General features: G+C 72.5%; 17 protein-coding genes. 11 read left to right on the plus strand and 6 right to left on the minus strand.

Features of this window, described 5'->3' with window-relative positions; genetic code table 11:
• The first annotated feature begins 109 nt into the window (after nt 1–109).
• The 4 genes from ACFYOH_RS34685 (at nt 110) to ACFYOH_RS34700 (ending at nt 7,334) form a co-directional block, all read left to right on the plus strand.
• Nucleotides 110–2,341 (plus strand): tetratricopeptide repeat protein, encoded by a 2,232-nt coding sequence (locus tag ACFYOH_RS34685; RefSeq protein WP_388634105.1) that lies wholly within the window; start codon nt 110–112, stop codon nt 2,339–2,341.
• 686 nt (nt 2,342–3,027) lie between these two features.
• Nucleotides 3,028–4,596, plus strand: coding sequence for a phytoene desaturase family protein (locus ACFYOH_RS34690; protein ID WP_388634108.1), 1,569 nt, complete (start codon nt 3,028–3,030; stop codon nt 4,594–4,596).
• Nucleotides 4,597–4,674: 78 nt separating this feature from the next.
• Nucleotides 4,675–5,784 carry an NAD(P)H-dependent flavin oxidoreductase gene (locus tag ACFYOH_RS34695; RefSeq protein WP_388634110.1) on the plus strand — a complete coding sequence of 370 codons (1,110 nt, stop codon included), beginning with the start codon at nt 4,675–4,677 and terminating at the stop codon, nt 5,782–5,784.
• Nucleotides 5,781–7,334, plus strand: a complete 1,554-nt coding sequence (locus tag ACFYOH_RS34700; RefSeq protein ID WP_388634113.1) for an acyl-CoA synthetase — start codon at nt 5,781–5,783, stop codon at nt 7,332–7,334. Before ACFYOH_RS34695 ends, ACFYOH_RS34700 begins: the two co-directional genes overlap by 4 nt.
• A gap of 21 nt (nt 7,335–7,355) precedes the next feature.
• Here the strand turns inward: ACFYOH_RS34700 and ACFYOH_RS34705 are convergent, their stop codons facing one another.
• On the minus strand, nt 7,356–7,871 hold the full coding sequence (locus tag ACFYOH_RS34705; protein WP_388634116.1) for a hypothetical protein: 516 nt from the start codon (nt 7,869–7,871) through the stop codon (nt 7,356–7,358).
• A 198-nt stretch (nt 7,872–8,069) separates the two neighbouring features.
• Between ACFYOH_RS34705 and ACFYOH_RS34710 the strand changes: the two genes are divergently transcribed.
• Nucleotides 8,070–9,566, plus strand: coding sequence for an acyl-CoA synthetase (locus ACFYOH_RS34710; protein WP_388634118.1), 1,497 nt, complete (start codon nt 8,070–8,072; stop codon nt 9,564–9,566).
• Here ACFYOH_RS34710 and ACFYOH_RS34715 read toward each other — a convergent pair.
• From ACFYOH_RS34715 to paaK, 3 genes are all read right to left on the minus strand, one after another.
• Complete coding sequence (locus ACFYOH_RS34715; RefSeq protein ID WP_388634121.1) at nt 9,563–10,465, minus strand: TIGR03620 family F420-dependent LLM class oxidoreductase; 903 nt, start codon at nt 10,463–10,465, stop codon at nt 9,563–9,565. The genes ACFYOH_RS34710 and ACFYOH_RS34715 overlap by 4 nt on opposite strands.
• 185 nt (nt 10,466–10,650) lie before the next feature.
• Nucleotides 10,651–10,983: an ArsR/SmtB family transcription factor gene (locus ACFYOH_RS34720; RefSeq protein ID WP_388634124.1), complete on the minus strand. Its 333-nt coding sequence runs from the start codon at nt 10,981–10,983 to the stop codon at nt 10,651–10,653.
• A gap of 79 nt (nt 10,984–11,062) precedes the next feature.
• Nucleotides 11,063–12,382, minus strand: coding sequence for a phenylacetate--CoA ligase PaaK (gene paaK, locus ACFYOH_RS34725; RefSeq protein ID WP_388634126.1), 1,320 nt, complete (start codon nt 12,380–12,382; stop codon nt 11,063–11,065).
• Nucleotides 12,383–12,596: 214 nt separating this feature from the next.
• Between paaK and ACFYOH_RS34730 the strand changes: the two genes are divergently transcribed.
• On the plus strand, nt 12,597–13,490 hold the full coding sequence (locus ACFYOH_RS34730; protein ID WP_388634129.1) for an alpha/beta fold hydrolase: 894 nt from the start codon (nt 12,597–12,599) through the stop codon (nt 13,488–13,490).
• A 78-nt stretch (nt 13,491–13,568) separates the two neighbouring features.
• Nucleotides 13,569–13,991: an alpha/beta fold hydrolase gene (locus tag ACFYOH_RS34735; RefSeq protein WP_388634132.1), complete on the plus strand. Its 423-nt coding sequence runs from the start codon at nt 13,569–13,571 to the stop codon at nt 13,989–13,991.
• Nucleotides 13,992–14,201: 210 nt separating this feature from the next.
• Here the strand turns inward: ACFYOH_RS34735 and ACFYOH_RS34740 are convergent, their stop codons facing one another.
• On the minus strand, nt 14,202–16,058 hold the full coding sequence (locus ACFYOH_RS34740; protein WP_388634135.1) for a sulfatase: 1,857 nt from the start codon (nt 16,056–16,058) through the stop codon (nt 14,202–14,204).
• 157 nt (nt 16,059–16,215) lie between these two features.
• Entirely contained in the window at nt 16,216–17,832 is a 1,617-nt protein-coding gene (locus ACFYOH_RS34745; RefSeq protein ID WP_388634138.1) for an acyl-CoA synthetase, read from the minus strand.
• 204 nt (nt 17,833–18,036) lie between these two features.
• Between ACFYOH_RS34745 and ACFYOH_RS34750 the strand changes: the two genes are divergently transcribed.
• Genes ACFYOH_RS34750 through ACFYOH_RS34765 form a run of 4 tightly spaced genes read left to right on the plus strand, consistent with a single transcriptional unit; the run spans nt 18,037 to nt 22,010 of the window.
• Entirely contained in the window at nt 18,037–18,837 is an 801-nt protein-coding gene (locus ACFYOH_RS34750) for a crotonase/enoyl-CoA hydratase family protein (protein WP_388634141.1), read from the plus strand.
• Nucleotides 18,838–18,859: 22 nt separating this feature from the next.
• A complete protein-coding gene (locus tag ACFYOH_RS34755) occupies nt 18,860–19,801 on the plus strand; it encodes a Zn-ribbon domain-containing OB-fold protein (protein ID WP_388634144.1) in 942 nt (313 codons plus the stop codon).
• Entirely contained in the window at nt 19,798–20,847 is a 1,050-nt protein-coding gene (locus tag ACFYOH_RS34760) for a thiolase domain-containing protein (protein WP_388634147.1), read from the plus strand. The genes ACFYOH_RS34755 and ACFYOH_RS34760 overlap by 4 nt, the downstream gene beginning before the upstream one ends.
• Nucleotides 20,844–22,010, plus strand: a complete 1,167-nt coding sequence (locus ACFYOH_RS34765) for a thiolase domain-containing protein (RefSeq protein ID WP_388634149.1) — start codon at nt 20,844–20,846, stop codon at nt 22,008–22,010. The genes ACFYOH_RS34760 and ACFYOH_RS34765 overlap by 4 nt, the downstream gene beginning before the upstream one ends.
• Nucleotides 22,011–22,024: the final 14 nt, after the last annotated feature.

The following is a 22,024-nucleotide window of genomic DNA, read 5'->3' on the forward strand; positions in this document are numbered from 1 at the left end:
TACTGGACGAGCAGGGGGGTGTGGCGCGGATCGGGCCGACGTGGTGCGGCGCGGTGCCGAGCAGGTCCCCTGGCGGCGGAGCGGACGGCGACGGGGGCGGCGGATCGCTATGGGGGAGAACAGGCTGGTTCAGGGCCGGTACCGGCTGCTCGACCTGATCGGGCGGGGCGGGATGGGCGAGGTGTGGCGGGCCCGGGACGAGTCCCTGGGCCGGCTGGTCGCCGTGAAGTGCCTCAAGCCGCTCGGCCCGTACCACGATCCGTCCCTCGTGGCGGTCCTGCGCGAGCGCTTCCGCCGTGAGGCCCGGGTGGCCGCCGGCCTCTCGCACCGCGGGGTGACCGTCGTCCATGACTTCGGCGAGTCCGACGGGGTCCCGTTTCTGGTGATGGAGCTGCTGGAGGGCCGCGATCTGAGCCGGCTGCTGCAGGACAACAAGGGCCATCCGCTGCCGGTGGAGGACGTGCGGGACATCGCCACACAGGTCGCCGCCGCCCTTGCCTACACCCATCAACAGGGGGTCATACACCGCGACTTGAAACCGGCCAACGTCGTCCGGCTGACCGACGGGACCGTGAAGATCTGCGACTTCGGCATCGCCCGGCTCGGCCACGACGTCGGCTTCACCGCCCGGCTGACCGGCACCGGCGTCGCGCTGGGCACCCCGCACTACATGTCCCCGGAACAGATCGGCGGCGACGCGGTGGACCAGCGCAGCGACCTGTACTCGCTGGGCTGCGTGCTGTACGAGATAGCCACCGGGGCACCGCCGTTCGACCTGGAGGACGCCTGGGCCATCCTCATCGGCCACCGCGACACCCCACCCCGGCCCCCACGCGAACACCGCCCGGACCTTCCCGGTCACCTCGAGCGGATCATCCTCGACCTGCTGGCCAAACGGCCCGAGGAACGGCCATACGCGGCGGGCGAGTTGGTCCGCCGACTCGGGGGCCGGCGCGCAACAGGCGCTTTCCCCGAGGCCGTCGGGTCCGCGCTCCCGGACGCCGGGGGCAGCAGCCGGTCGCCGGCCTGGACTCACGGCATGACCACCGGCCCCAAGGCGCTCGGCACCGGCCTCGGCGCGCTGCCGCCGGTCTCGGGGGCGATGCTGTCGTGCCGGTGGGCTGCAGCGCCCCAAAAGGGCGCGGGGAACTCCGCGACCGGCCACAGCGGCTCCGCGGGCGCTGGACGGCCCGTGCCGGCACCACCCGTGGAGCGCAGCGCACGGCACCGCGAGGCCGTCCGGCTCGCCGGGCTCGGCCGGTGGGCCGAGGCGGGCGAGGCGCACCAGGCGGTGGCCGCCGAACGCGCCGCGCTCCTCGGACCCGACCACCCCGAGACCCTGGCCAGCCACTACGAGGCGGCCTTCGCCCTCGTCCGGGCCGGCCGGGTCACCGAGGCCATGGCCGCCTACACGGACCTCGCCGAGGCCAGAACGCGCGTCCTTGGCGCGGACCATCCCGACACCCTGGCCGCCCGCCAGGAGAGGGCCTATGCGCTGGGCCGGCTGGGCCGCCACTTCGAGGCCCACCAGGTGTACGCGGAGGTGCTGGCCGCCCGGGTCCGCACCATGGGCGCCGACCACCCCGACACCCTGCGCTGCCGCCACAACCTCGCCTGCACCCTCGGCCGGCTCGGCCGCCTGGACGAAGCCTGCCGTACGGCCCTGGAGGTGGCCGCCGCCCGGGCCCGGGTGCTCGGTGCCGAGCATCCCGACACCCTGGTCTCGCGCTGCGAAGTCGCCTACGCCCAGGGACAGTCGGGGCGCTGGGAGGAAGCGCTGTGCATCTACCGCGAGGTCGCCGGGGCCAGAGCACGCGTCCTCGGCGCCGACCACCCGGACACCCTCGCCGCCCGCTACGAGACCGCCCTCAGCCTCGGCCGCCTCGGCCGCAGCGCGGACGCCCTGTGCCTGTACCGCGAGCTGATCGTGGACCGTACCCGCGTCCAGGGCTCCACCCACCCCGAGACCCTGCGTGCCCGGCACGGCCTCGGGGTCAACCTCGGCCGGCTCGGCCGCTGGGAGGACGCCCTGACCGAGGCCCGCGACGTCTGTCTGCTCCGGGAGCAGGTCCTCGGACCCACCCATCCCGACACGCTCGTCAGCCGCCGCGAGATCGCCGTCGTGCTCGGCTGGCTGGGCCGCTGGGCGGAGGCCCTCACCGAGTACCGGCGGGTCGCCGCCACCCGCGAGCAGATCCTCGGCCCGGACCACCCCGACACCCTCGCCGCCCGCGGCGACGAGGCCCACTGCCTGGGGCGGCTCGGCCGGGACACCGAGGCCGGCGAGCTGTACCGCCGGGTCGCGGTGATCCACCGCCGGCATGCGTCGGGCGGAGCCTGAGGAGACTCTCCGGCCGCGGTCACCTGATCGGGGCGGTGTGCTGAGTGGGGACCGGAGTTGGGGTTGCTGGTCTGGGTGTGTGGCCGGGGGGCCGGGGTTGGGGTTGCTGGTCTGGATGTGTGGCCGGGGGGCCGAAGTTGGGGGTGCAGGTCTGGGCGTGTGATTGGGGTGCCGGGTTCGGGGCGCTGTTCTTGGGCCTGTGAGTGGGGTGTCGGGTTGGAGGCCCTGGTCCGGGCGTTTGACCTGGGGTGCCGTGCGCAAGAGGCTGCGCAAGGGTGCGTGAGGGACCGCCCGCAATCGGTCGCCTGGTCGAGTCCGCGCGTTGGAGGCGGCCTGCCCCCGGCCATTCGGCTGCTGCCCCCCGGCGCCGCCGGACGCCACCCGCCTGCCGGCCGCTGCCACCCGCCCAGCTGCCGCCCCCCGGCCCCTCGGCCGCCCGGCCTGCCCCCGGCCACCCCCGGCCGCCCGGCTGCTGCTCCCCGCCCACCCGGCCGATGCCGCCGGCCACCCCGGCCGCCGGCTCCGGCCCCCGGCCGACGTCACCCTGCCCCCGGGCTGCTGCCACCCGCGCCCCGGCCGATCCCCCGGCCCTCCGCCGGGCGCTACCCGCCTCGCAGCCGATGCCACCCGCCCCCGCCCGGGGCACGCCTCTGGCCGCAATGGATCATCACGTGTTACGAAGAACCATGCCTGCCAACGAGCACACCCGCACCTACGACGCCGTCATCGTCGGCGGTGGCCACAACGGCCTGGTCGCCGCCGCCTACCTTGCCCGCGCCGGCCGTTCGGTGCTGGTGCTGGAGCGGCTGGACCACACCGGCGGGGCCGCGATCTCCACCCGCCCCTTCGCCGGTGTAGACGCCCGGCTGTCGCGCTACTCCTACCTGGTCAGCCTCCTGCCGCAGAAGATCGTGCGCGATCTCGGACTCGACTTCCAGGTGCGCGCCCGCACCATCTCCTCGTACACCCCGGCGGAGCGGGACGGCCGGCCCACCGGACTCCTCGTCGGCGGCGGCGAACAGCGTACCCGGGAGGCCTTCGCCCGGCTGACCGGCGGCGAGCGCGAGTACCAGGCCTGGCAGCGCTTCTACGGCATGACCACGCGTGTCGCCGAACGCGTCTTCCCGACCCTCACCGAGCCCCTGCCCGCCCGTGACGAACTGCGCCGCCGCATCGACGACGAGACCGCCTGGCGGGCCCTGTTCGAGGAGCCGATCGGCGTCGCCGTCGAGGAGAACTTCACGGACGACCTGGTCCGGGGCGTCGTCCTCACCGACGCCCTGATCGGCACCTTCGCCGACGCCCACGACCCCTCCCTCGCCCAGAACCGCTGCTTCCTCTACCACGTCATCGGCGGCGGCACCGGCGCCTGGGACGTGCCGGTCGGCGGCATGGGCGCGCTCACCGACGCCCTGGCCGCCGCGGCCCGTTCGGCGGGCGCGGTCCTCGAGACCGGGCACGAGGCGGTCCGGATCGCCACCGACGGCCACTCCGCCGAGGTCACCTACCGCACGGCCGACGGCGAGGGCGTCGCCGTCGCCCGCCACGTCCTGGTGAACGCCTCCCCGCAGGAACTGGCCGCCCTCACCGGCGACCCGTCACCCGAGCCCGCCGAGGGCGCGCAGCTCAAGGTCAACATGCTGCTCACCCGGCTGCCCAAACTGCGCGACCCGGCGGTCGACCCGCGGGAGGCCTTCGCCGGCACCTTCCACATCGCCGAGGGCTACCGGCAGCTCGCCACCGCCCACGCCCAGGCCGCCGCCGGCGAACTCCCCGCCGTGCCGCCCTCGGAGATCTACTGCCACTCCCTGACCGACCCCACCATCCTCGGCCCGGACCTCGCCGAGCGCGGCTACCAGACCCTCACCCTGTTCGGCCTGCACACCCCGGCCCGCCTCTTCGACCGGGACAACGACGCCGTACGCGAGGAGCTGCTGAAGGCCACCCTCGCCCAGCTCGACGCCCACCTCGCCGAACCCCTCACCGACTGCCTGGCCACCGACGCCGACGGCCGCCCCTGCATCGAGGCCAAGACCCCGCTGGACCTGGAGCGGGACCTCCGGCTGCCCGGTGGCAACATCTTCCACCGCGCCCTGACCTGGCCCCATGCCCAGGAGGGGACCGGCCGCTGGGGAGTGGAGACCCGGCACCCGAACGTCCTGCTGTGCGGCGCGGGCGCCGTGCGCGGAGGAGGGGTGAGCGGCGTACCGGGACACAACGCGGCGATGGCGGTGCTGGAGGCCACCACTGCGTAAGGCGCCGCTCGGCAAAAGAATCTGACGGGACGTCAGGAAACTCTTCCGTCGTCCGGCCCGCTGCGGCATCCTGCGCCCATGCAGACGGAGCTGAGCAGGAAACTCGGAGTCGAGCACGCCGTCTTCGGCTTCACGCCGTTCCCCGCCGTCGCCGCGGCCATCAGCCGGGCCGGCGGCTTCGGCGTGCTCGGCGCGGTCCGCTACACCGCCCCCGACGACCTCAAACGCGACCTCGACTGGCTCGACGCGCACACCGGCGGCCGCCCCTACGGGCTCGATGTCGTCATGCCCGCGAAGAAGGTCGAGGGCGTGACCGAAGCCGACGTCGAGGCGATGATCCCGCAGGAGCACCGGCAGTTCGTACGGGACACCCTCGCCAGGTACGGCGTCCCCGAGCTGGCCGAGGGGGAGGCGTCCGGGTGGCGTATCACCGGCTGGATGGAGCAGGTCGCGCGCACCCAGCTCGACGTCGCCTTCGACTACCCGATCAAGCTGCTCGCCAACGCCCTCGGCTCCCCGCCCGCCGACGTCGTGGCCCGCGCCCACGACCGGGGCGTGCAGGTCGCCGCGCTCGTGGGCAGCGCCCGGCACGCCCGCAAGCACCAGGAGGCCGGCATCGACATCGTCGTCGCCCAGGGCTACGAGGCCGGCGGCCACACCGGCGAGATCGCCACCATGGTGCTCACCCCCGAGATCGTGGAAGCCGTCGACCCACTGCCCGTCCTCGCCGCCGGCGGCATCGGCAGCGGACAGCAGGTGGCGGCCGCACTCACACTCGGCGCGCAGGGCGTGTGGCTGGGGTCTATATGGCTGACCACCACAGAAGCGGACCTCCACTCGCCCGCTCTGACCCGCAAGCTGCTCGCCGCCGGGTCCGGCGACACCGTCCGCTCCCGTGCCCTCACGGGCAAGCCCGCACGCCAGCTCCGTACCGAGTGGACCGAAGCCTGGGAGGACCCGGCCGGACCCGGCACCCTGCCGATGCCGCTGCAGGGCCTGCTGGTGGCCGAGGCGGTCTCCCGGATCCAGAAGTACGAGGTCGAACCGCTGCTCGGCACGCCGGTCGGGCAGATCGTCGGCCGGATGAGCAGCGAACGCAGCGTCCAGACCGTCTTCGACGACCTCACCCGCGGCTTCGAAAGGGCCGTGGACCGCATCAACCGCATCGCCGGAAGGAGCGGCAAGTGACCAGCACGCCCCCCGCCGGATTCTGGGCCCAGGCCGCCCAGCAGCCCGGCCGCACCGTCCTCGTCGCCCCCGACGGCGAGGAGTGGACCGCCGGACGACTGCACGGCGCCGCCAACCGGCTCGTCCACGGGCTGCGCGCGGCCGGTCTGGAGCGCGGCGACGCCTTCGCCGTCGTCCTGCCGAACGGTGTCGAGTTGATCACCGCCTACCTGGCTGCCACCCAGGCAGGCCTCTATCTGGTCCCGGTCAACCACCATCTCGTCGGCGCCGAGATCGCCTGGATCGTCGCCGACTCCGGCGCCAAGGTGCTCATCGCCCACGAGCGGTTCGCATCCGCCGCGAGGTCCGCCGCCGACGAGGCGGGACTGCCCGCCACCCACCGGTACGCGGTCGGCGAGGTCGCCGGCTTCCGGCCGTACGGCGAACTCCTCGACGCGCGACCGGAGTCCGCCCCGGGGGGCCGGGAACTCGGCTGGGTCATGAACTACACCTCGGGTACGACCGGACGCCCGCGCGGCATCCGCCGTCCGCTGCCCGGCAAGGCACCGGAGAAAGCCTACCTGGGCGGCTTCCTCGGGATCTTCGGCATCAAGCCGTTCGACGACAACGTGCACCTCGTCTGCTCGCCGCTGTACCACACGGCCGTCCTGCAGTTCGCCGGTGCGTCCCTGCACATCGGCCACCGGCTGGTCCTGATGGACAAGTGGACGCCCGAGGAGATGCTGCGCCTCATCGACAGCCACAAGTGCACCCACACCCACATGGTCCCCACCCAGTTCCATCGCCTGCTGGCCCTCCCGGACGAGGTGAGGGCCCGTTACGACGTCTCGTCCATGCGGCACGCCATCCACGGCGCCGCCCCCTGCCCGGACCATGTGAAACGGGCCATGATCGACTGGTGGGGACACTGTGTGGAGGAGTACTACGCGGCCAGCGAGGGCGGCGGAGCCTTCGCCACCGCCGAGGACTGGCTGAAGAAGCCCGGCACGGTCGGCAAGGCCTGGCCCATCAGCGAACTCGCGGTCTTCGACGACGACGGCAACCGGCTACCGCCCGGTGAACTCGGCACCGTCTACATGAAGATGAGCACCGGCGGCTTCTCGTACCACAAGGACGAGGCGAAGACCCGCAAGAACCGTATCGGCGATTTCTTCACCGTCGGCGACCTCGGCTACCTCGACGAGGACGGCTACCTCTTCCTCCGCGACCGCAAGATCGACATGATCATCTCCGGCGGGGTCAACATCTACCCCGCCGAGATCGAGTCCGTGCTGCTGTCCCACCCCGCCGTCGCCGACGCGGCCGCCTTCGGCATCCCGCACGACGACTGGGGCGAGGAGGTCAAGGCCGTGGTCGAACCGGCCCCCGGCCACGAGCCGGGCCCGGCCCTCGCCGCCGCCCTCCTCGACCACTGCGCCGAGCGACTCGCCGGCTACAAGCGGCCCAAGAGCGTCGACTTCATCGCCGAGCTGCCCCGCGACCCCAACGGCAAGCTGTACAAGCGGCGGCTGCGGGACCCCTATTGGGCGGGGCGGACGCGGCCGGTTTGACCACGGCCCCGGCCGTCGGAGTCATGGGTGACTCTCCAGGAACCCGGCGAGGCCCGCGGCGTCGGTACCGGCCTTGCGGAGCAAGTGCCGCACGCCTTGCTCGGTCAGCCGCAGTTCCTTGGCGACCACCGTCACCGGGTGTCCCTGGGCGGACAGTTCGGCTGTGCGGCGTTCCCGGTCGGTCAGCGTGTCCGGCAGCGCATACCGCAGCGGCAGCGGACGCATTCCCGCCGCCGCGAGCTCTGCCCTGGCCCGGGCGGCCGGTGCCTCCGCCCCGCAGTGGACGGCGCCTTCCAGGCCTTGGTAGAGCCGATAGGCGGCGGCCTCCCGCAGCCGCCCGTCGCGGGACAGCGCGGCGCCGTGGCCGACCTGGGCGCGGGCCGGCTCGTAGGCGGCGGGGGACTGCTCCAGGTGAGCGACGGCCTCCGCGTACAGGGGGAGCGCGGCGGGACCGCCGGTCACCTCGGCCAGCGTGTGCAGAGCCTGACCGATGGTGGAGGCGGCACCGAACTTCCGGGCGCCCCGGGCGTGGCCCACCGCCTGCCCCGGGGCGGTGGGGGCGAGCGCGGAGGCCAGGTGCAGCTGCCACGGACACCAGGCCGGGTTCCGCCAGGCCCGCCCGTCCGAATCCCTTCTCCAAAGGGGCGCACAGAGGCACGCGGAAGCAAAAGTGCATTCGGAATGCGCCTCCAAAGTCCTTGACCTGTCTTTGCGGCGGACCCAGGATCATGAGCCATGACCCAGGGACACGGCAGCACGGTCGACGGGGTCCTGCGCCGCAGCGCCCGGCGTACCCCGGCCCGCCGCGCGGTGGAGTACGGCGAGCGCCGCTGGACGTACGAGGAACTCGACGACGCCGTCTCCCGCGCGGCCTCGGTGCTGCTCGCCGAGGGCCTCGCACCCGGCGACCGGGTCGGCGCCTACGGCCACAACTCCGACGCCTACCTGATCGGCTTCCTGGCCTGCGCCCGTGCGGGCCTGGTCCATGTGCCGGTCAACCAGAACCTGACCGGGGACGACCTGGCGTACCTCGTCGGCCAGTCCGGCAGCAACCTCGTCCTCGCCGACCCGGACCTGGCCGACCGACTCCCGGACGGCGTACGGGTGTTGCCGCTCAGGGACACCGAGGGTTCGCTGCTCGCCCGGCTGGCGGACACACCGCCGTACGCCGGGCCGGAACCCCGCACCGAGGACCTGGTGCAGCTGCTGTACACCTCCGGTACGACGGCCCTGCCCAAGGGCGCGATGATGGCCCACCGGGCTCTTGTGCACGAGTACCTGAGCGCGATCACCGCTCTGGACCTGAGCGCCGGTGACCGTCCGGTGCACGCGCTGCCGCTGTACCACTCGGCCCAGATGCATGTGTTCCTGCTGCCGTACCTCGCCGTCGGCGCGACCAACATCATCCTGGACGCGCCGGACGGCGACCGCCTGCTCGACCTGATCGAGGCCGGCCGCGTGGACAGCCTGTTCGCGCCGCCCACGGTGTGGATCGGCCTGGCGGGCCGGCCCGACTTCGCCACCCGCGGTCTCGACGGCCTGCGCAAGGCCTACTACGGCGCGTCGATCATGCCGGTCCCGGTGCTTCAGCGGCTGCGCGAGCGCCTGCCGCGGCTCGCCTTCTACAACTGCTTCGGGCAGAGCGAGATCGGCCCACTGGCCACCGTCCTCGGCCCCGACGAGCACGAGGGCCGGCTGGACTCCTGCGGGCGGACCGTGCTGTTCGTGGACGCACGGGTCGTGGACGACCAGGGCGAGGACGTGCCCGCCGGCACGCCCGGCGAGATCGTGTACCGCTCACCGCAGCTGTGCGAGGGCTACTGGGACAAGCCCGAGGAGACCGCCGAGGCCTTCCGGGACGGCTGGTTCCACTCCGGGGACCTCGCGGTGCGCGACGCCGACGGTTACTTCACGATCGTGGACCGGGTGAAGGACGTCATCAACTCCGGTGGCGTCCTGGTGGCTTCGCGCCAGGTCGAGGACGCCCTGTACACCCACGAGGCGGTCGCCGAGGCCGCCGTGATCGGCCTGCCCGACGAGCGGTGGATCGAGGCCGTCACGGCGATCGTCGTCCTGCGCGGCGAGGCGACGGAGGATCAGCTCATCGCGCATGTGAAGGGGAAGCTCGCGCCCTTCAAGGCGCCCAAACGGGTGCTGTTCGTGGACGAGTTGCCGCGCAACGCCAGCGGGAAGATCCTCAAGCGCGAACTGCGGGACCGCTTCCGCGGCTAGCCGAGGCCGCCGGCGGTCTTCGACGGCAGCAGGGCGTGGGCCAGCAACCGCCACTGCGGAAGCGCCGATTCGCCCGGGGCCACGCCGATCACCTGCACGGCGACGTGATCGGCACCGGCCCCCACATGCCCGTGCAGCTTTCGTACGACCGTCTCCGGGTCGCCCCAGAACACCAGGTCGTCCACGAACCGGTCGCTGCCGCCGCCGGAGAGGTCGTCGTCGGTGTAGCCGAGCCGACGGAACTTGGCGATGTTGTAAGGGGTTTCGAGGTAGCCGCGCAGGTGCTCGCGCGCGAGCGCGCGGGCCCGGTCCCGGTCGGTCTCGAACAGCACGGCGTGCTCCACGGCCAGGAAGGCGTCCGGCCCGAGGATCTCCCGCGCCTGCGCAGTGTGGACCGTGTTCACGTGGTAGGTCTGGGCACCCTCGGCGCGCTCGCGGGCCAGCTCCAGCATCTTGGGGCCGTAGGCCGCCAGCAGGCGCCGGACGGGCTGGGCCGGGCGGGGGTTGGGCGTCTGCAGGGCGTCCAGCTCGTCGAGGTACCCGGCCATCGCGGCGAGGGGCTTGACCCCCGGACGCGGCTGCCCGCCGAAGCCCAGGCCGAGCACGTGCCGCCCCGGGTAGGCGTCCGCCAGCAGCAGGGCGGCGCCGTGTGCCCAGGTCGCCTCCCGGGACCAGATCCGGGCGATGCCGTTCACGACCCCGAGCCGACGCGTCGAGGCGAGCAGAAACCCGGCGTGCGTGAACGCGTCCCGCCCGAGCGCCTCCGGGATCCAGACGGCCCCCCAGCCCAGATCCTCCAGCTCCTGGACCGAGTCCCGGATCCGTGTGGCCGGCTGGTGCTCGAAGTCAAAGGTGTAGATCCCGAACCTGCCGAGGTCCAGGCCGCTCTTCCCCGTCATCGTCAGTCTCCCTGCGCGTCGGCTCCATACGATGATTCGAAATATCGCAGATTCTCGATATGAAGTGCAAGGCGTGGCCGGCGCCGGTGATCAAGGTGCGGCTGACAGCCGGCGATGCCGGGCGGGGTCGCGCAGGGTTGGGCCGGGCGGAGCGAGCTGGGCCGATCCGGGAGAGGCCGGGCCGGCTAGAGCGACCGGCCCAGCTCGGCGACCAGGTCGGCTATGCGCTCTTCATCCCGTTTGTAGTGGGTCCACTTGCCCACGCGGGTGGCCCGGACCAGGCCCGCGCGCTGGAGTTCGGCCATATAGGCCGACACCGTCGACTGGGCCAGGCCCGCCTTGGCCTGGATGTGGCTCACGCACACACCGACGTCGGCCGGATCGGCGATGGCCGTCTCCATGGGGAAGTGCCGCTCGGGCTCGCGCAGCCAGCGCAGCATCTGCAGCCGCATGGGATTGGACAGCGCCCGCAGCGCGTTGACCAGGTCGGGGTCCGGGGTGGGAGCACTGTCCGTCATGGGTTCGGAGTATAGGTCCGCACCGATGTTTCGGGGTACGTCGATACGACCCCCGTACGTCCGTCGGCCCGGCGAGGTCCTACCCGGCAGTCTTCGGCCCGGCAGGCTTCGGTCGCAGGTCCACGATCCGGCGGATCTTGCCGACCGAGCGCTCCAGGGACTCCGGCTCCACGATCTCCACGTCGACGGTCACCCCGATCCCGTCCTTCACGGCCGCGCAGATGGAGAGGGCCGCCGCGTCCCTCGCCTCCGGGCCCGCGTCCGGACGGGCCTCGGCCCGGACGGTCAGCCGGTCCAGCCGGCCGTCCCGGGTGAGCCGGAGCTGGAAGTGGGGCGCCACGCCGGGCGTGCGGAGCACGATCTCCTCGATCTGGGTCGGGAAGAGGTTGACCCCGCGCAGGATCACCATGTCGTCACTGCGTCCGGTGATCTTCTCCATCCGCCGGAACACCCGGGCCGTCCCGGGCAGCAGCCGGGTGAGATCCCGGGTGCGGTAGCGGACGATCGGCATGGCCTCCTTGGTCAGCGAGGTGAACACCAGCTCGCCCCGCTCGCCGTCCGGCAGCAGCTCACCCGTGATCGGGTCGACCACCTCCGGATAGAAGTGGTCCTCCCAGATCGTCAGCCCGTCCTTGGTCTCCACGCACTCCTGCGCCACGCCCGGGCCGATCACCTCGGACAGCCCGTAGATGTCCACGGCGTCGATGGCGAACCGCTCCTCGATCTCGCGTCGCATCTGCTCGGTCCAGGGCTCGGCCCCGAAGACGCCCACGCGCAGCGAGGTGCCGCGCGGGTCCACCCCCTGCCGCTCGAACTCGTCCAGCAGGGTGAGCATGTAGGACGGGGTCACCATGATGACGGCCGGCTGAAGGTCCTGGATCAGCTGCACCTGCCGGGCCGTCATGCCGCCGGAGGCCGGGACGACCGTGCAGCCCAGGCGCTCGGCACCATAGTGGGCGCCCAGACCACCGGTGAACAGCCCATAGCCGTAGGCCACATGCACGATGTCACCGGGTCGTCCCCCGGCCGCCCGTATCGACCGCGCCACCATGTCGGCCCACATGGAGAGGTCGTTGTCCGTGTAGCCGACCACCGTGGGGCGTCCGGTGGTGCCGCTGGAGGCGTGCAGCCGGCGGATCCGCTCGCGCGGCACGGCGAACATCCCGAACGGGTAGTTCTCCCTGAGGTCCGCCTTGGTCGTGAAGGGGAAACGCGCCAGATCGGCGAGTGATCGGCAGTCCTCGGGGCGGAGGCCGGCCTTGTCGAAGGACTCGCGGTAGAACGGCACGTTGTCGTAGGCGTGCCGCAGCGAGGCGCGCAGCCGCTCCAGTTGGAGCTCGCGCAACTCCTCGGGTCCGAGCCGTTCGCCCGCGTCGAACAGGGCCGTCGCTTCCGCCATCGAGTCGTCTCCCTCGCCGCACTCACATACCGGACGACCGATCATTCGGTCGATTCCTTCGGGGTCAGTAATTCAGGCCACACGGCTCCAGACAAGAGGGCTGCGAAGATTTTCCGCGCCGGTGCGGGGCGGAGAACGGGGAGGTGGAGCCCGCCGACCTCCCCGCGTGGTGAACCGTTGCGCCGCGCCGGGTCCGGCCGACATGATCACGGCCATGTCGACCTGCACCGCACCCGACGGCACCCGGCTCGCCTACCACCTGCGGGGTGACGGCGAGCCCCTCGTCGTCCTGCCCGGCGGCCCCATGCGCGCCTCCGCCTACCTCGGAGACCTCGGCGGGCTGCCCGCGCACCGCCGTCTGGCCCTGCTGGACCTACGAGGCACCGGGGACTCCGCCCTGCCGGCGGACCCGGCGACATACCGCTGCGACCACATGGTCGAGGACGTCGAGGCATGGCGCGCACACATGGGTCTGGAGCACATGGATCTGCTCGCCCACTCGGCGGGCGCGGCCCTGGCCATGCTCTACGCGGCCCGCCACCCACAGCGAATTCGGCGACTGCTGCTGATCACGCCCAACCCGTCCGCCCTGGGCCTGCGGGCGACGCCCGAGGACCGGCTGGCCGCGGCCCGGCTGCGCGCGGACGAGCCGTGGTTCGCGCAGGCGTTCCCCGCCCTCCGGGCCTGGCTGGCGGGCGAGGCGGACTTCGACGACGTGTTCCTGCCGTTCTTCTACGGCCGCTGGGACGACGCCGCCCGGGCCCACACGGACGCCGAACCGGAGCAGACGAACGAGATGGCGGGGGAGCGCTACTTCGCCGAGGGTGCCTTCACGCCGGACGCGACCCGGACCGCCCTCGCCGCGCTGACCGCGCCGGTCCTCGTGCTCGCCGGGGAACTCGACGGCGGCCCCCGCCCGGAGCTCGCCCGCCGTGCCGCCGAGGCCTTCCCGAACGCGGAGGTCGCCGTCCAGCCCGGAGCCGGACACTACCCCTGGCTGGACGACCCGGAGTGGTTCCTGCAACGCACTCTCGCCTTCCTCGACGCGCCGGCCGGGGCCGCTCTGCCCTCGGCAGAGCAGCCGGCCGGGGCCGGATCGCCCGGCTAGCGTGCCCGGCGTCGTGCTGGCGCACTGCCGGGGCGCGGACGGCGTCGTGCTGCCGTACTGCCGGGCGCGGACGGCGTCGTGCTGCCGTACTGCCGGGGCGCGGACGGCGCGGACTGGACGCACATCGCCGAGCGGCTCGCGGCACCCCCGCGCCCGCGCCGGGTGTACGCCCCCGACCGGCGGGGCCACGGACACAACGGCTGGCCGGGGGACCACCGGGCCGAGGCGATGAGCGAGGACGTCCTCGCCCTGCCGGCCGCCCTCGGCCTCGGCGGCGCCGACGTCGTGGGCCATTCGCCGGGCGGCATCGTCGCCTACCTGCTGGCCCAGCGCCGTCCCGGTGCCGTACGACGGCTGGTGCTGGAGGACGTCCGCGCACCCGTGCCGCTCGACCCGCCCCGGCCGCCCGCCGAACGGCCCGCGGGGGAGCTGCCGTTCGACTCGGAGGTAGTCCCACCAGCCTCATCCCGCGGGATCAGGTCGCGCAGCTCGCCGGTCTGATCCCCGGCGCCGCTCAGGTGACCGTGGACGCGGGGCACCTGGAGCACGAGTCCCGCCCGGAGGAATTCCTCGCCGTGGTATGGGAGTTCCTCGACCGATGACACGCTCCATGAGCACGGTCCATGAGCACGGTCCACGAGCGCGGTCCATGGGCGCGGTCCATGAGCACCGGTCCACCGGCCCGACCGGTGAGCACGGTCACCGGCGGAATCAGCCCGGTTGCGGCCCGAACGCCTTCAGGAACCGGTCGCGGAAGCTGTCCATCCCCCAGACGGGAGCGTTCGCGGCGGGCTTCAGGCCCTCCGTCCAGCCCCAGCCGGAGATCCGGGCCAGCACCTTGGGGTCACGGGCGACGACGGTGACCGGCACCTCCTTGCGGGGGCTGTTCCCGGTGACCGTCGGCACGGGCTGGTGGTCGCCCAGGAAGACCACGACCGTGTTCTCGTCGCCATAAAGCCGCAGGAACCCGACGAGGCTGTTCAGCGAGTACTCGACGGAGGTGCGGTATTCCGTGCGCACGCTCTCCGCGTTCCTCCAGACCTCCTGCTGGGACTTGCCCTCGCGCCTGATCTGCTGGAAGACCGAGCCGTCGCCCAGCTTCGCCCAGTCGACCATGCGGGGCAGCGGCGCCCACGGATAGTGGCTCGAGGTGAGGATGATCTCGGCCATGATCGGGCCCCGGCCCCGCTTGCCGAACTCCCGCCGCTGGAACGTCTGCAGGGTGAACTGGTCCGGCACCTGCGACCAGCCGAAGTCCGGGCCGTGGTAGTCGAGGTGATGGCCGTCGTAGATGTGGTCCAGGCCGAAGAACCGGCCCTCCGGCCAGGCCACCAGCACCCCCGGCACCACCCCGACCGTGCGCCAGGCACCGGTCCTGCGGAACGCCCCGGTGAGGGTGGTCCGGTCGCTGGAGGTGAGGCTGCGGAACCGCTGCTGGTTGCTGATCCACAGGCCGGACAGGAAGGTCGAGTGGGCCAGCCAGCTGCCGCCACCGGTCACCGGCGAGCGCAGCCAGCCGCTGCGCGCCCGGAATCCGGCGGCCTTGAGGGCGTCGTCGCTCTCCTTGAGGACCCTGCCGATCCGCGGGGCCATCGCCGGGTCCTCGATCGCCGAACGGCCGTAGCTCTCGATGAACGTGAACAGCACGTCCTTGCCGCGCAGGCCGGTCAGCAACTGGTTGGGCGGCGTATGGGCGAAGGCGTCGTGAGCGGCCTGACGCCGGAAGAGACGGGCGTCCGCGAGGGAGACGCGGATCTGCTTGGCCCGGTCGCCGAGGAGGTCCGCGTCGAGCGTCGAGGCGACGGGCACGCCGCCTCTCTGCACACCGAGCACGACGCAGGTGATCCAGGCCGTGCTCAGCACCAGCACGACGCGGACGGACCGGGCGCGGTGCCGGGCCAGCACGGTGCTGAGACGGACCGTGGCGCCCGCGGACAGGACGAGGACGACGACCGCGAGGAGCAGGGCGCCGGCGATGGCGACCAGTTCGCCGGTGCGGCCGGAGGTGTCCCGCAGATAGTCCGCCGCATTGCCCAGCAGACCCCAGTCCAGCACCAGGTCGAAGGGGCGGTAGAGCACCGAGTAGAAGCCGATGTCGAGGCACTTAAGGAGCGTGACCAGCCCGATCAGTACGCCGATGGCCGCCGCCGCGGCCCGCCTCGCCCGGGACGGCAGCACGAGCAGCACGACGGCGAGCAGGATCCCCTCGGCCGGCAGATGCTCGACGGCGGCCGGGGTCAGCCGGTCGGGCCGGTTGGGCAGCAGCAGCGCGGCCAGCAGGACGCCGACGGCCAGGACGGTCGAGCCCACGGCCGCGTACCGCGCGATGCGGGCCCGCCTGTCGGGCGGGCCGGCCAGTGCGGCCAAGCCCCGCGCGAGGCGACTGTGCCCGCCGAGCAGGCCGGCCCGTGCGGCGAGGCCCCGTACGACACACGCGCGTCTGCCGGGCCCGCCGGGTGTGGCGGCCGGCTTCGCCTCCCCGGCCGCCGTGGGATCCCCGGTGCCCGCCCGGCCGCTGTCCGTCTCGTCTGAGCCACCCGGCAGGTGACTAGGCGTGTGGTGAGACACCCGGAGATCCTTCCGTGCGTGGCCCGGTGCCGGTGCGGGAGGCCGGGACCGGCACGACTCGACCGACTGATAGTCACCCAAAGTAGCCGAATGGGTGTCGATCGTGCGCACAGAGTAGTGCTACCGGGTGGTGGGGGTGGTGAGACGCCCCGGCGTGTCAGTGCCGGTCGGCCGCCACCGCCACCTCACGTGCCCACCGATAGTCGGCCTTGCCGCTCGGGCTCCGCCGGATGGTGTCGGTGATCACCAGCTGCCGGGGGATCTTGTAGCCGGCCAGCCGGGTACGGCAGTGGTTCTGGATGTCGGCGAGCGAGGGGTGCGAGGCTCCGGCGCGCAACTGCACCACGGCGGCCACATGGTTGCCCCAGGTGGCGTCCGGGACCCCGGCGACCAGGGCGTCGTACACGTCCGGATGCGCCTTGAGCGCCTGCTCGACCTCCTCCGGATAGACCTTCTCGCCGCCGGTGTTGATGCACTGCGAGCCCCGGCCCAGCACGGTGACCACGCCGTCCTCGTCGACCGTCGCCATGTCGCCGAGCAGGACCCAGCGCTGCCCGTCCTTCGCGAAGAACGTCTCGGCGGTCTTCCGCGGGTCGTTGTAGTAGCCGAGCGGGACATGGCCGCACTGGGCGACCCGGCCGATCTCGCCCGCGGCCACCGGTTCGTGGGTCGCCGGATCCACCACGCGGGTACGGGAGTTGACCCGCAGGCGGAAGCCGCGCTCGGGGCCCGAGTCCTCCGTCGCCGTACCGTTGAAGCCGGACTCGGAGGAGCCGAAGTTGTTGAGCAGCATGGCGTTCGGCACCAGCTCCCGGAACTGCCGACGCACCGTTTCCGACATGACGGCGCCCGACGAGGAGACGCTGAAGAGGGCCGAGCAGTCCGTGCCCTTCAGGGGCCCGCTCAGTGCGTCGATCAGCGGCCGGAGCATCGCGTCGCCGACCAGCGACATGCTGGTGACCTTCTCCTTCTCGACGGTCCGCAGCACCTCCTCCGGCACGAACTTGCGGTGCACGACGACACGTTGGCCGAAGTTGAAGCCGATGAACGCCGTCAGGGTGGAGGTGCCGTGCATCAGCGGGGGAGTGGGGAAGAAGGTGATTCCGGCGCCCCCGGCGGCGACCCGCTCGGCCAGCTCCTCCGGTGCCTTCACCGGCTCCCCGGTCGGCGCCCCGCCGCCGAGCCCGGCGAAGAACAGGTCCTCCTGGCGCCACATGACGCCCTTGGGCATGCCGGTCGTGCCACCGGTGTAGATGATGAACTGGTCGTCCGCGGAACGGGCCGGGAAGCCACGGGCCGGCGATCCGGACGCCTCCGCGTCGCCGAACGGCACCGCCCCGGGCACCTCGGCCGTCTCCGGGCCCACCCGCAGCAGATGCCGCAGCATCGGCGCCCGCGGCAGCGCCGACGCCACCCGGTCCGCGAACTCGGCGTCGAAGACCAGCGCGACCAGATCGGCGTCCCGGTAGAGGTACACCAACTCCTCTTCGACATAGCGGTAGTTGACGTTGACCGGGACAATCCGCGCTTTCAGGCAGGCCAGCACCGTCTGCAGGTACTCGACACCGTTGTACAGATGGAGGCCGAGGTGTTCCCCGGGCCGTATCCCGCTGTCGATCAGGTGGTGGGCGATGCGGTTGGCGGCCGCGTCCAGTTCCGCGTAGGTCAGGCGGCGCTCCGCGCCGGTGCCGGGGTGGTCGACGTACACGAGCGCCTCGCGGTCCGGGACCACGTCGACGATCGACTCGAACAGGTCGGCAAGGTTGTACTCCACCGCTCCTCCTGACCCCGGCAGTGCTGGTGAACAAAGGCGCATCGGTCGGTCGGTACGCCGGTCATCAGAGCAAAGCCCACGACAACTGTGAAGGGCCCGCGCCCAAATAATCTGACTGTCTGTCAGAAAACCCTGGAAGCTCCCTTGAAGTGCCTCCCCACCTACTGCAACCTGTTCTCGTTCTCACCGAGGGGAGACAAGCCCATGGGCGGGACGGAACACCTCACCGTGCGGCGCGAGGGCGCCACGCTCGTGCTCACGCTCAACAGGCCCGACGTCAGGAACGCGCTCTCGCTTCCCATGCTCGTCGGCCTGTACGACGGCTGGCTGGCGGCCGACGCGGACGACGGGATCCGCTCGATCGTCCTCACCGGGGCCGGCGGCTCCTTCTGCGCCGGCATGGACCTCAAGGCCCTGGCCGGGAAGGGGATGGAAGGCGAGCGGTATCGCGACCGGCTCAAGGCCGACCCCGACCTGCACTGGAAGGCGATGCTGCGCCACCATCGGCCACGCAAACCGGTCGTCGCCGCCGTCGAGGGGTACTGCGTCGCGGGCGGCACCGAGATCCTCCAGGGCACCGACATCCGGGTCGCGGGCGAGTCCGCGACCTTCGGCCTGTTCGAGGTCCGGCGCGGCCTGTTCCCGATCGGCGGCTCCACCGTCCGGCTGCAACGCCAGATCCCGCGCACCCACGCCCTGGAGATGCTGCTCACCGGACGGCCGTACAGCGCCCGGGAGGCCGCGGACATCGGACTGATCGGCCATGTCGTCCCCGACGGCTCCGCGCTGGGCAAGGCGCTGGAGATCGCCGAGCAGATCAACGCCTGCGGCCCGCTCGCCGTCGAGGCCGTCAAGGCGTCGGTGTACGAGACCGCGGAGATGACGGAGACCGACGGGCTCGCGGCCGAACTCGCGCGCGGCTGGCCGGTCTTCGACACTGCCGACGCCAAGGAAGGCGCCCGCGCCTTCGCGGAGAAGCGGCCCCCCGTCTACAAACGCGCCTGAACCGCCGAAGGAGTCCTCCCGGATGCCCGAAGTCCTCAAAGCCCCCCTCGTCGTCGAGTTCCCCTTCACCCGCTCCCTCGGCCCCGTCCAGAGCGCCTTCCTCACCGGCCTGCGCGAACGCGCCGTCCTCGGCGTGAGAACGACCGACGGACGCACCCTCGTCCCACCGGTCGAGTACGACCCCGTCACCGCCGAGGAACTCCGCGACCTGGTGGAGGTCGCCCCCACGGGCACGGTCACCACCTGGGCGTGGAACCACGCGCCGCGCCGCGGGCAGCCACTCGGCACCCCCTTCGCCTGGGCCTTGGTCCGGCTCGACGGCGCCGACACCGCCCTGCTGCACGCCCTCGACGCCCCCGGCCCCGACTCCGTGCACACCGGAATGCGGGTCCGCATCCGCTGGGCCGCAGAACGCACCGGCGCCATCACCGACATCGCCTGCTTCGAGCCGTACGACGGAGCACCCGCACAAGCCGGCGACCACACCGGCGAGTTCGACGACCGGATCACCGGGATCGTCGCCCCGGCCCGCCTGGACTACACCTACTCACCCGGCCGCGCCCAGTCCGACTACATCGACGCCCTCTCGGAACGGCGGACCGTCGGCGAACGCTGCCCCTCCTGCCGCAAGGTGTACGTCCCCCCGAGGGGTGCGTGCCCCACATGTGGTGTGGCCACAGTGGAACAGGTCGAAGTGGGTCCCCGCGGCACAGTCACCACCTACTGCATCGTCAACATCAAGGCGAAGAACCTCGACATCGAGGTGCCCTACGTCTACGCGCACATCGCCCTCGACGGCGCCGACCTCGCCCTGCACGCCCGGATCGGCGGCATCCCCTACGACCAGGTGCGCATGGGCCTGCGCGTGGAGCCCGTGTGGACCGAGGGCGGCCGCTACCCCGACCACTACCGGCCCACCGGCGAGCCCGACGCCGACTACGACACCTACAAGGAGCTGCTGTGACCCGGGAGATCGCGGTCGTCGCCTTCGCCCAGACCGACCACCGGCGCTCCACCGAGGAGTCCTCCGAGGTCGAGATGCTGATGCCGGTCCTGCACGAGGTGCTGGCACAGACCGGCCTCAGGACCGCCGACATCGGCTTCACCTGCTCCGGCTCCAGCGACTACCTCGCCGGCCGCGCCTTCTCCTTCACCCTCGCCCTCGACGGCGTCGGTGCCTGGCCGCCGATCTCCGAGTCGCACGTCGAGATGGACGGCGCCTGGGCGCTGTACGAGGCCTGGACCAAGCTGCTCGCCGGCGACGCCGACACCGCGCTCGTCTACGCCTACGGCAAGTCCTCGCCCGGCTCCCTGCGCGACGTCCTCACCCGCCAGCTCGACCCGTACTACCTCGCCCCCCTGTGGCCCGACTCCATAGCCCTCGCCGCCCTCCAGGCACAGGCCCTCATGGACGCCGGCCACGCCGACGAACCCGCGCTCGCCGCCGTCGCCGCCCGCAGCCGCACGGATGCGGAAGCCAACCCGCACGCCCACCTCAAGGGGCAGGTGCCACACGGCGACTACGTCGTACGACCGCTGCGCACCGGCGACTGCCCGCCCGTCGGCGACGGCGCCGCCGCCGTGGTCCTCGCGGCGGGCGAGCGGGCCCGCCGGCTGTGCGCCCGGCCCGCCTGGATCCGCGGCGTCGACCACCGCATCGAGGCCCACGCCCTCGGCGTCCGCGACCTCACCGACTCGCCCTCCACCCGGCTCGCCGCCGAACGGGCCGGCGCCTTCGAACGGCCCGTCGACACCGCCGAGTTGCACGCCCCGTTCACCGCTCAGGAGGTGATCCTGCGCAGGGCGCTCCGGCTCGGTGACGACGTGCGCGTCAACCCCTCCGGCGGTGCGCTGGCCGCCAACCCCGTCATGGCCGCCGGACTGATCCGCATCGGCGAGGCCGCCGCCCGCATCCACCGCGGCGCGTCCGACCGCGCCCTCGCCCACGCCACCTCCGGCCCCTGCCTGCAGCAGAACCTGGTCGCCGTACTCGAAGGGGATCCACGATGAGCAAGGAGCCCGTGGCCGTCGTAGGCATCGGCCAGACCAAGCACGTGGCCGCCCGCCGGGACGTCTCGATCGCCGGACTCGTCCGCGAGGCCGCCCAAAGGGCGCTCGAGGACGCCGAGTTGACCTGGGCCGACATCGACGCCGTGGTGATCGGCAAGGCGCCCGACTTCTTCGAGGGCGTGATGATGCCCGAGCTGTACCTGGCCGACGCGCTCGGCGCCGTCGGCAAGCCCATGCTCCGGGTGCACACCGCGGGCTCCGTCGGCGGATCCACCGCGCTGGTGGCCGCGAACCTGGTCGCCGCCCGCGTCCACGGCACCGTCCTCACCCTCGCCTTCGAGAAGCAGTCCGAGTCGAACGCCATGTGGGGCCTGTCCCTGCCGATCCCCTTCCAGCAGCCCCTGCTCGCCGGCGCCGGCGGCTTCTTCGCTCCCCACGTGCGCGCCTACATGCGGCGCAGCGGCGCCCCCGACACCATCGGCTCCCTCGTCGCCTACAAGGACCGGCGCAACGCCCTGAAGAACCCCTACGCCCACCTCCACGAGCACGACATCACCCTGGAGAAGGTCCAGGCCTCACCCATGCTGTGGGACCCCATCCGCTACTCCGAGACCTGCCCCTCCTCCGACGGCGCCTGCGCGATGATCCTCACCGACCGCGCCGGAGCCGCCCGCGCGCCCCGGCCGCCCGCCTGGATGCTCGGCGGGGCCATGCGCAGCGAGCCGACCCTGTTCGCGGGCAAGGACTTCGTCTCCCCGCAGGCCGGCAAGGACTGCGCCGCCGACGTCTACCGGCAGGCCGGCATCGCCGACCCGCGCCGGGACATCGACGCCGCCGAGATGTACGTGCCGTTCTCCTGGTACGAGCCCATGTGGCTGGAGAACCTGGGCTTCGCGGAGGAGGGCGAGGGCTGGAAGCTCACCGAGTCCGGGGTGACAGAACTCGACGGCGACCTGCCCGTCAACATGTCCGGCGGAGTGCTCTCCACCAACCCGATCGGCGCCTCCGGCATGATCCGCTTCGCCGAGGCCGCCCTCCAGGTGCGCGGCCAGGCCGGGGAACACCAGGTGGACGGCGCCCGCAGGGTGCTCGGTCACGCCTACGGCGGCGGCTCGCAGTTCTTCTCCATGTGGCTCGTGGGAGCGCGGCCACCGGAGATCTGAAAGTCCTCCCCACG

Source organism: Streptomyces sp. NPDC007856 (assembly GCF_042868225.1).
GTDB lineage: Bacteria > Actinomycetota > Actinomycetes > Streptomycetales > Streptomycetaceae > Streptomyces.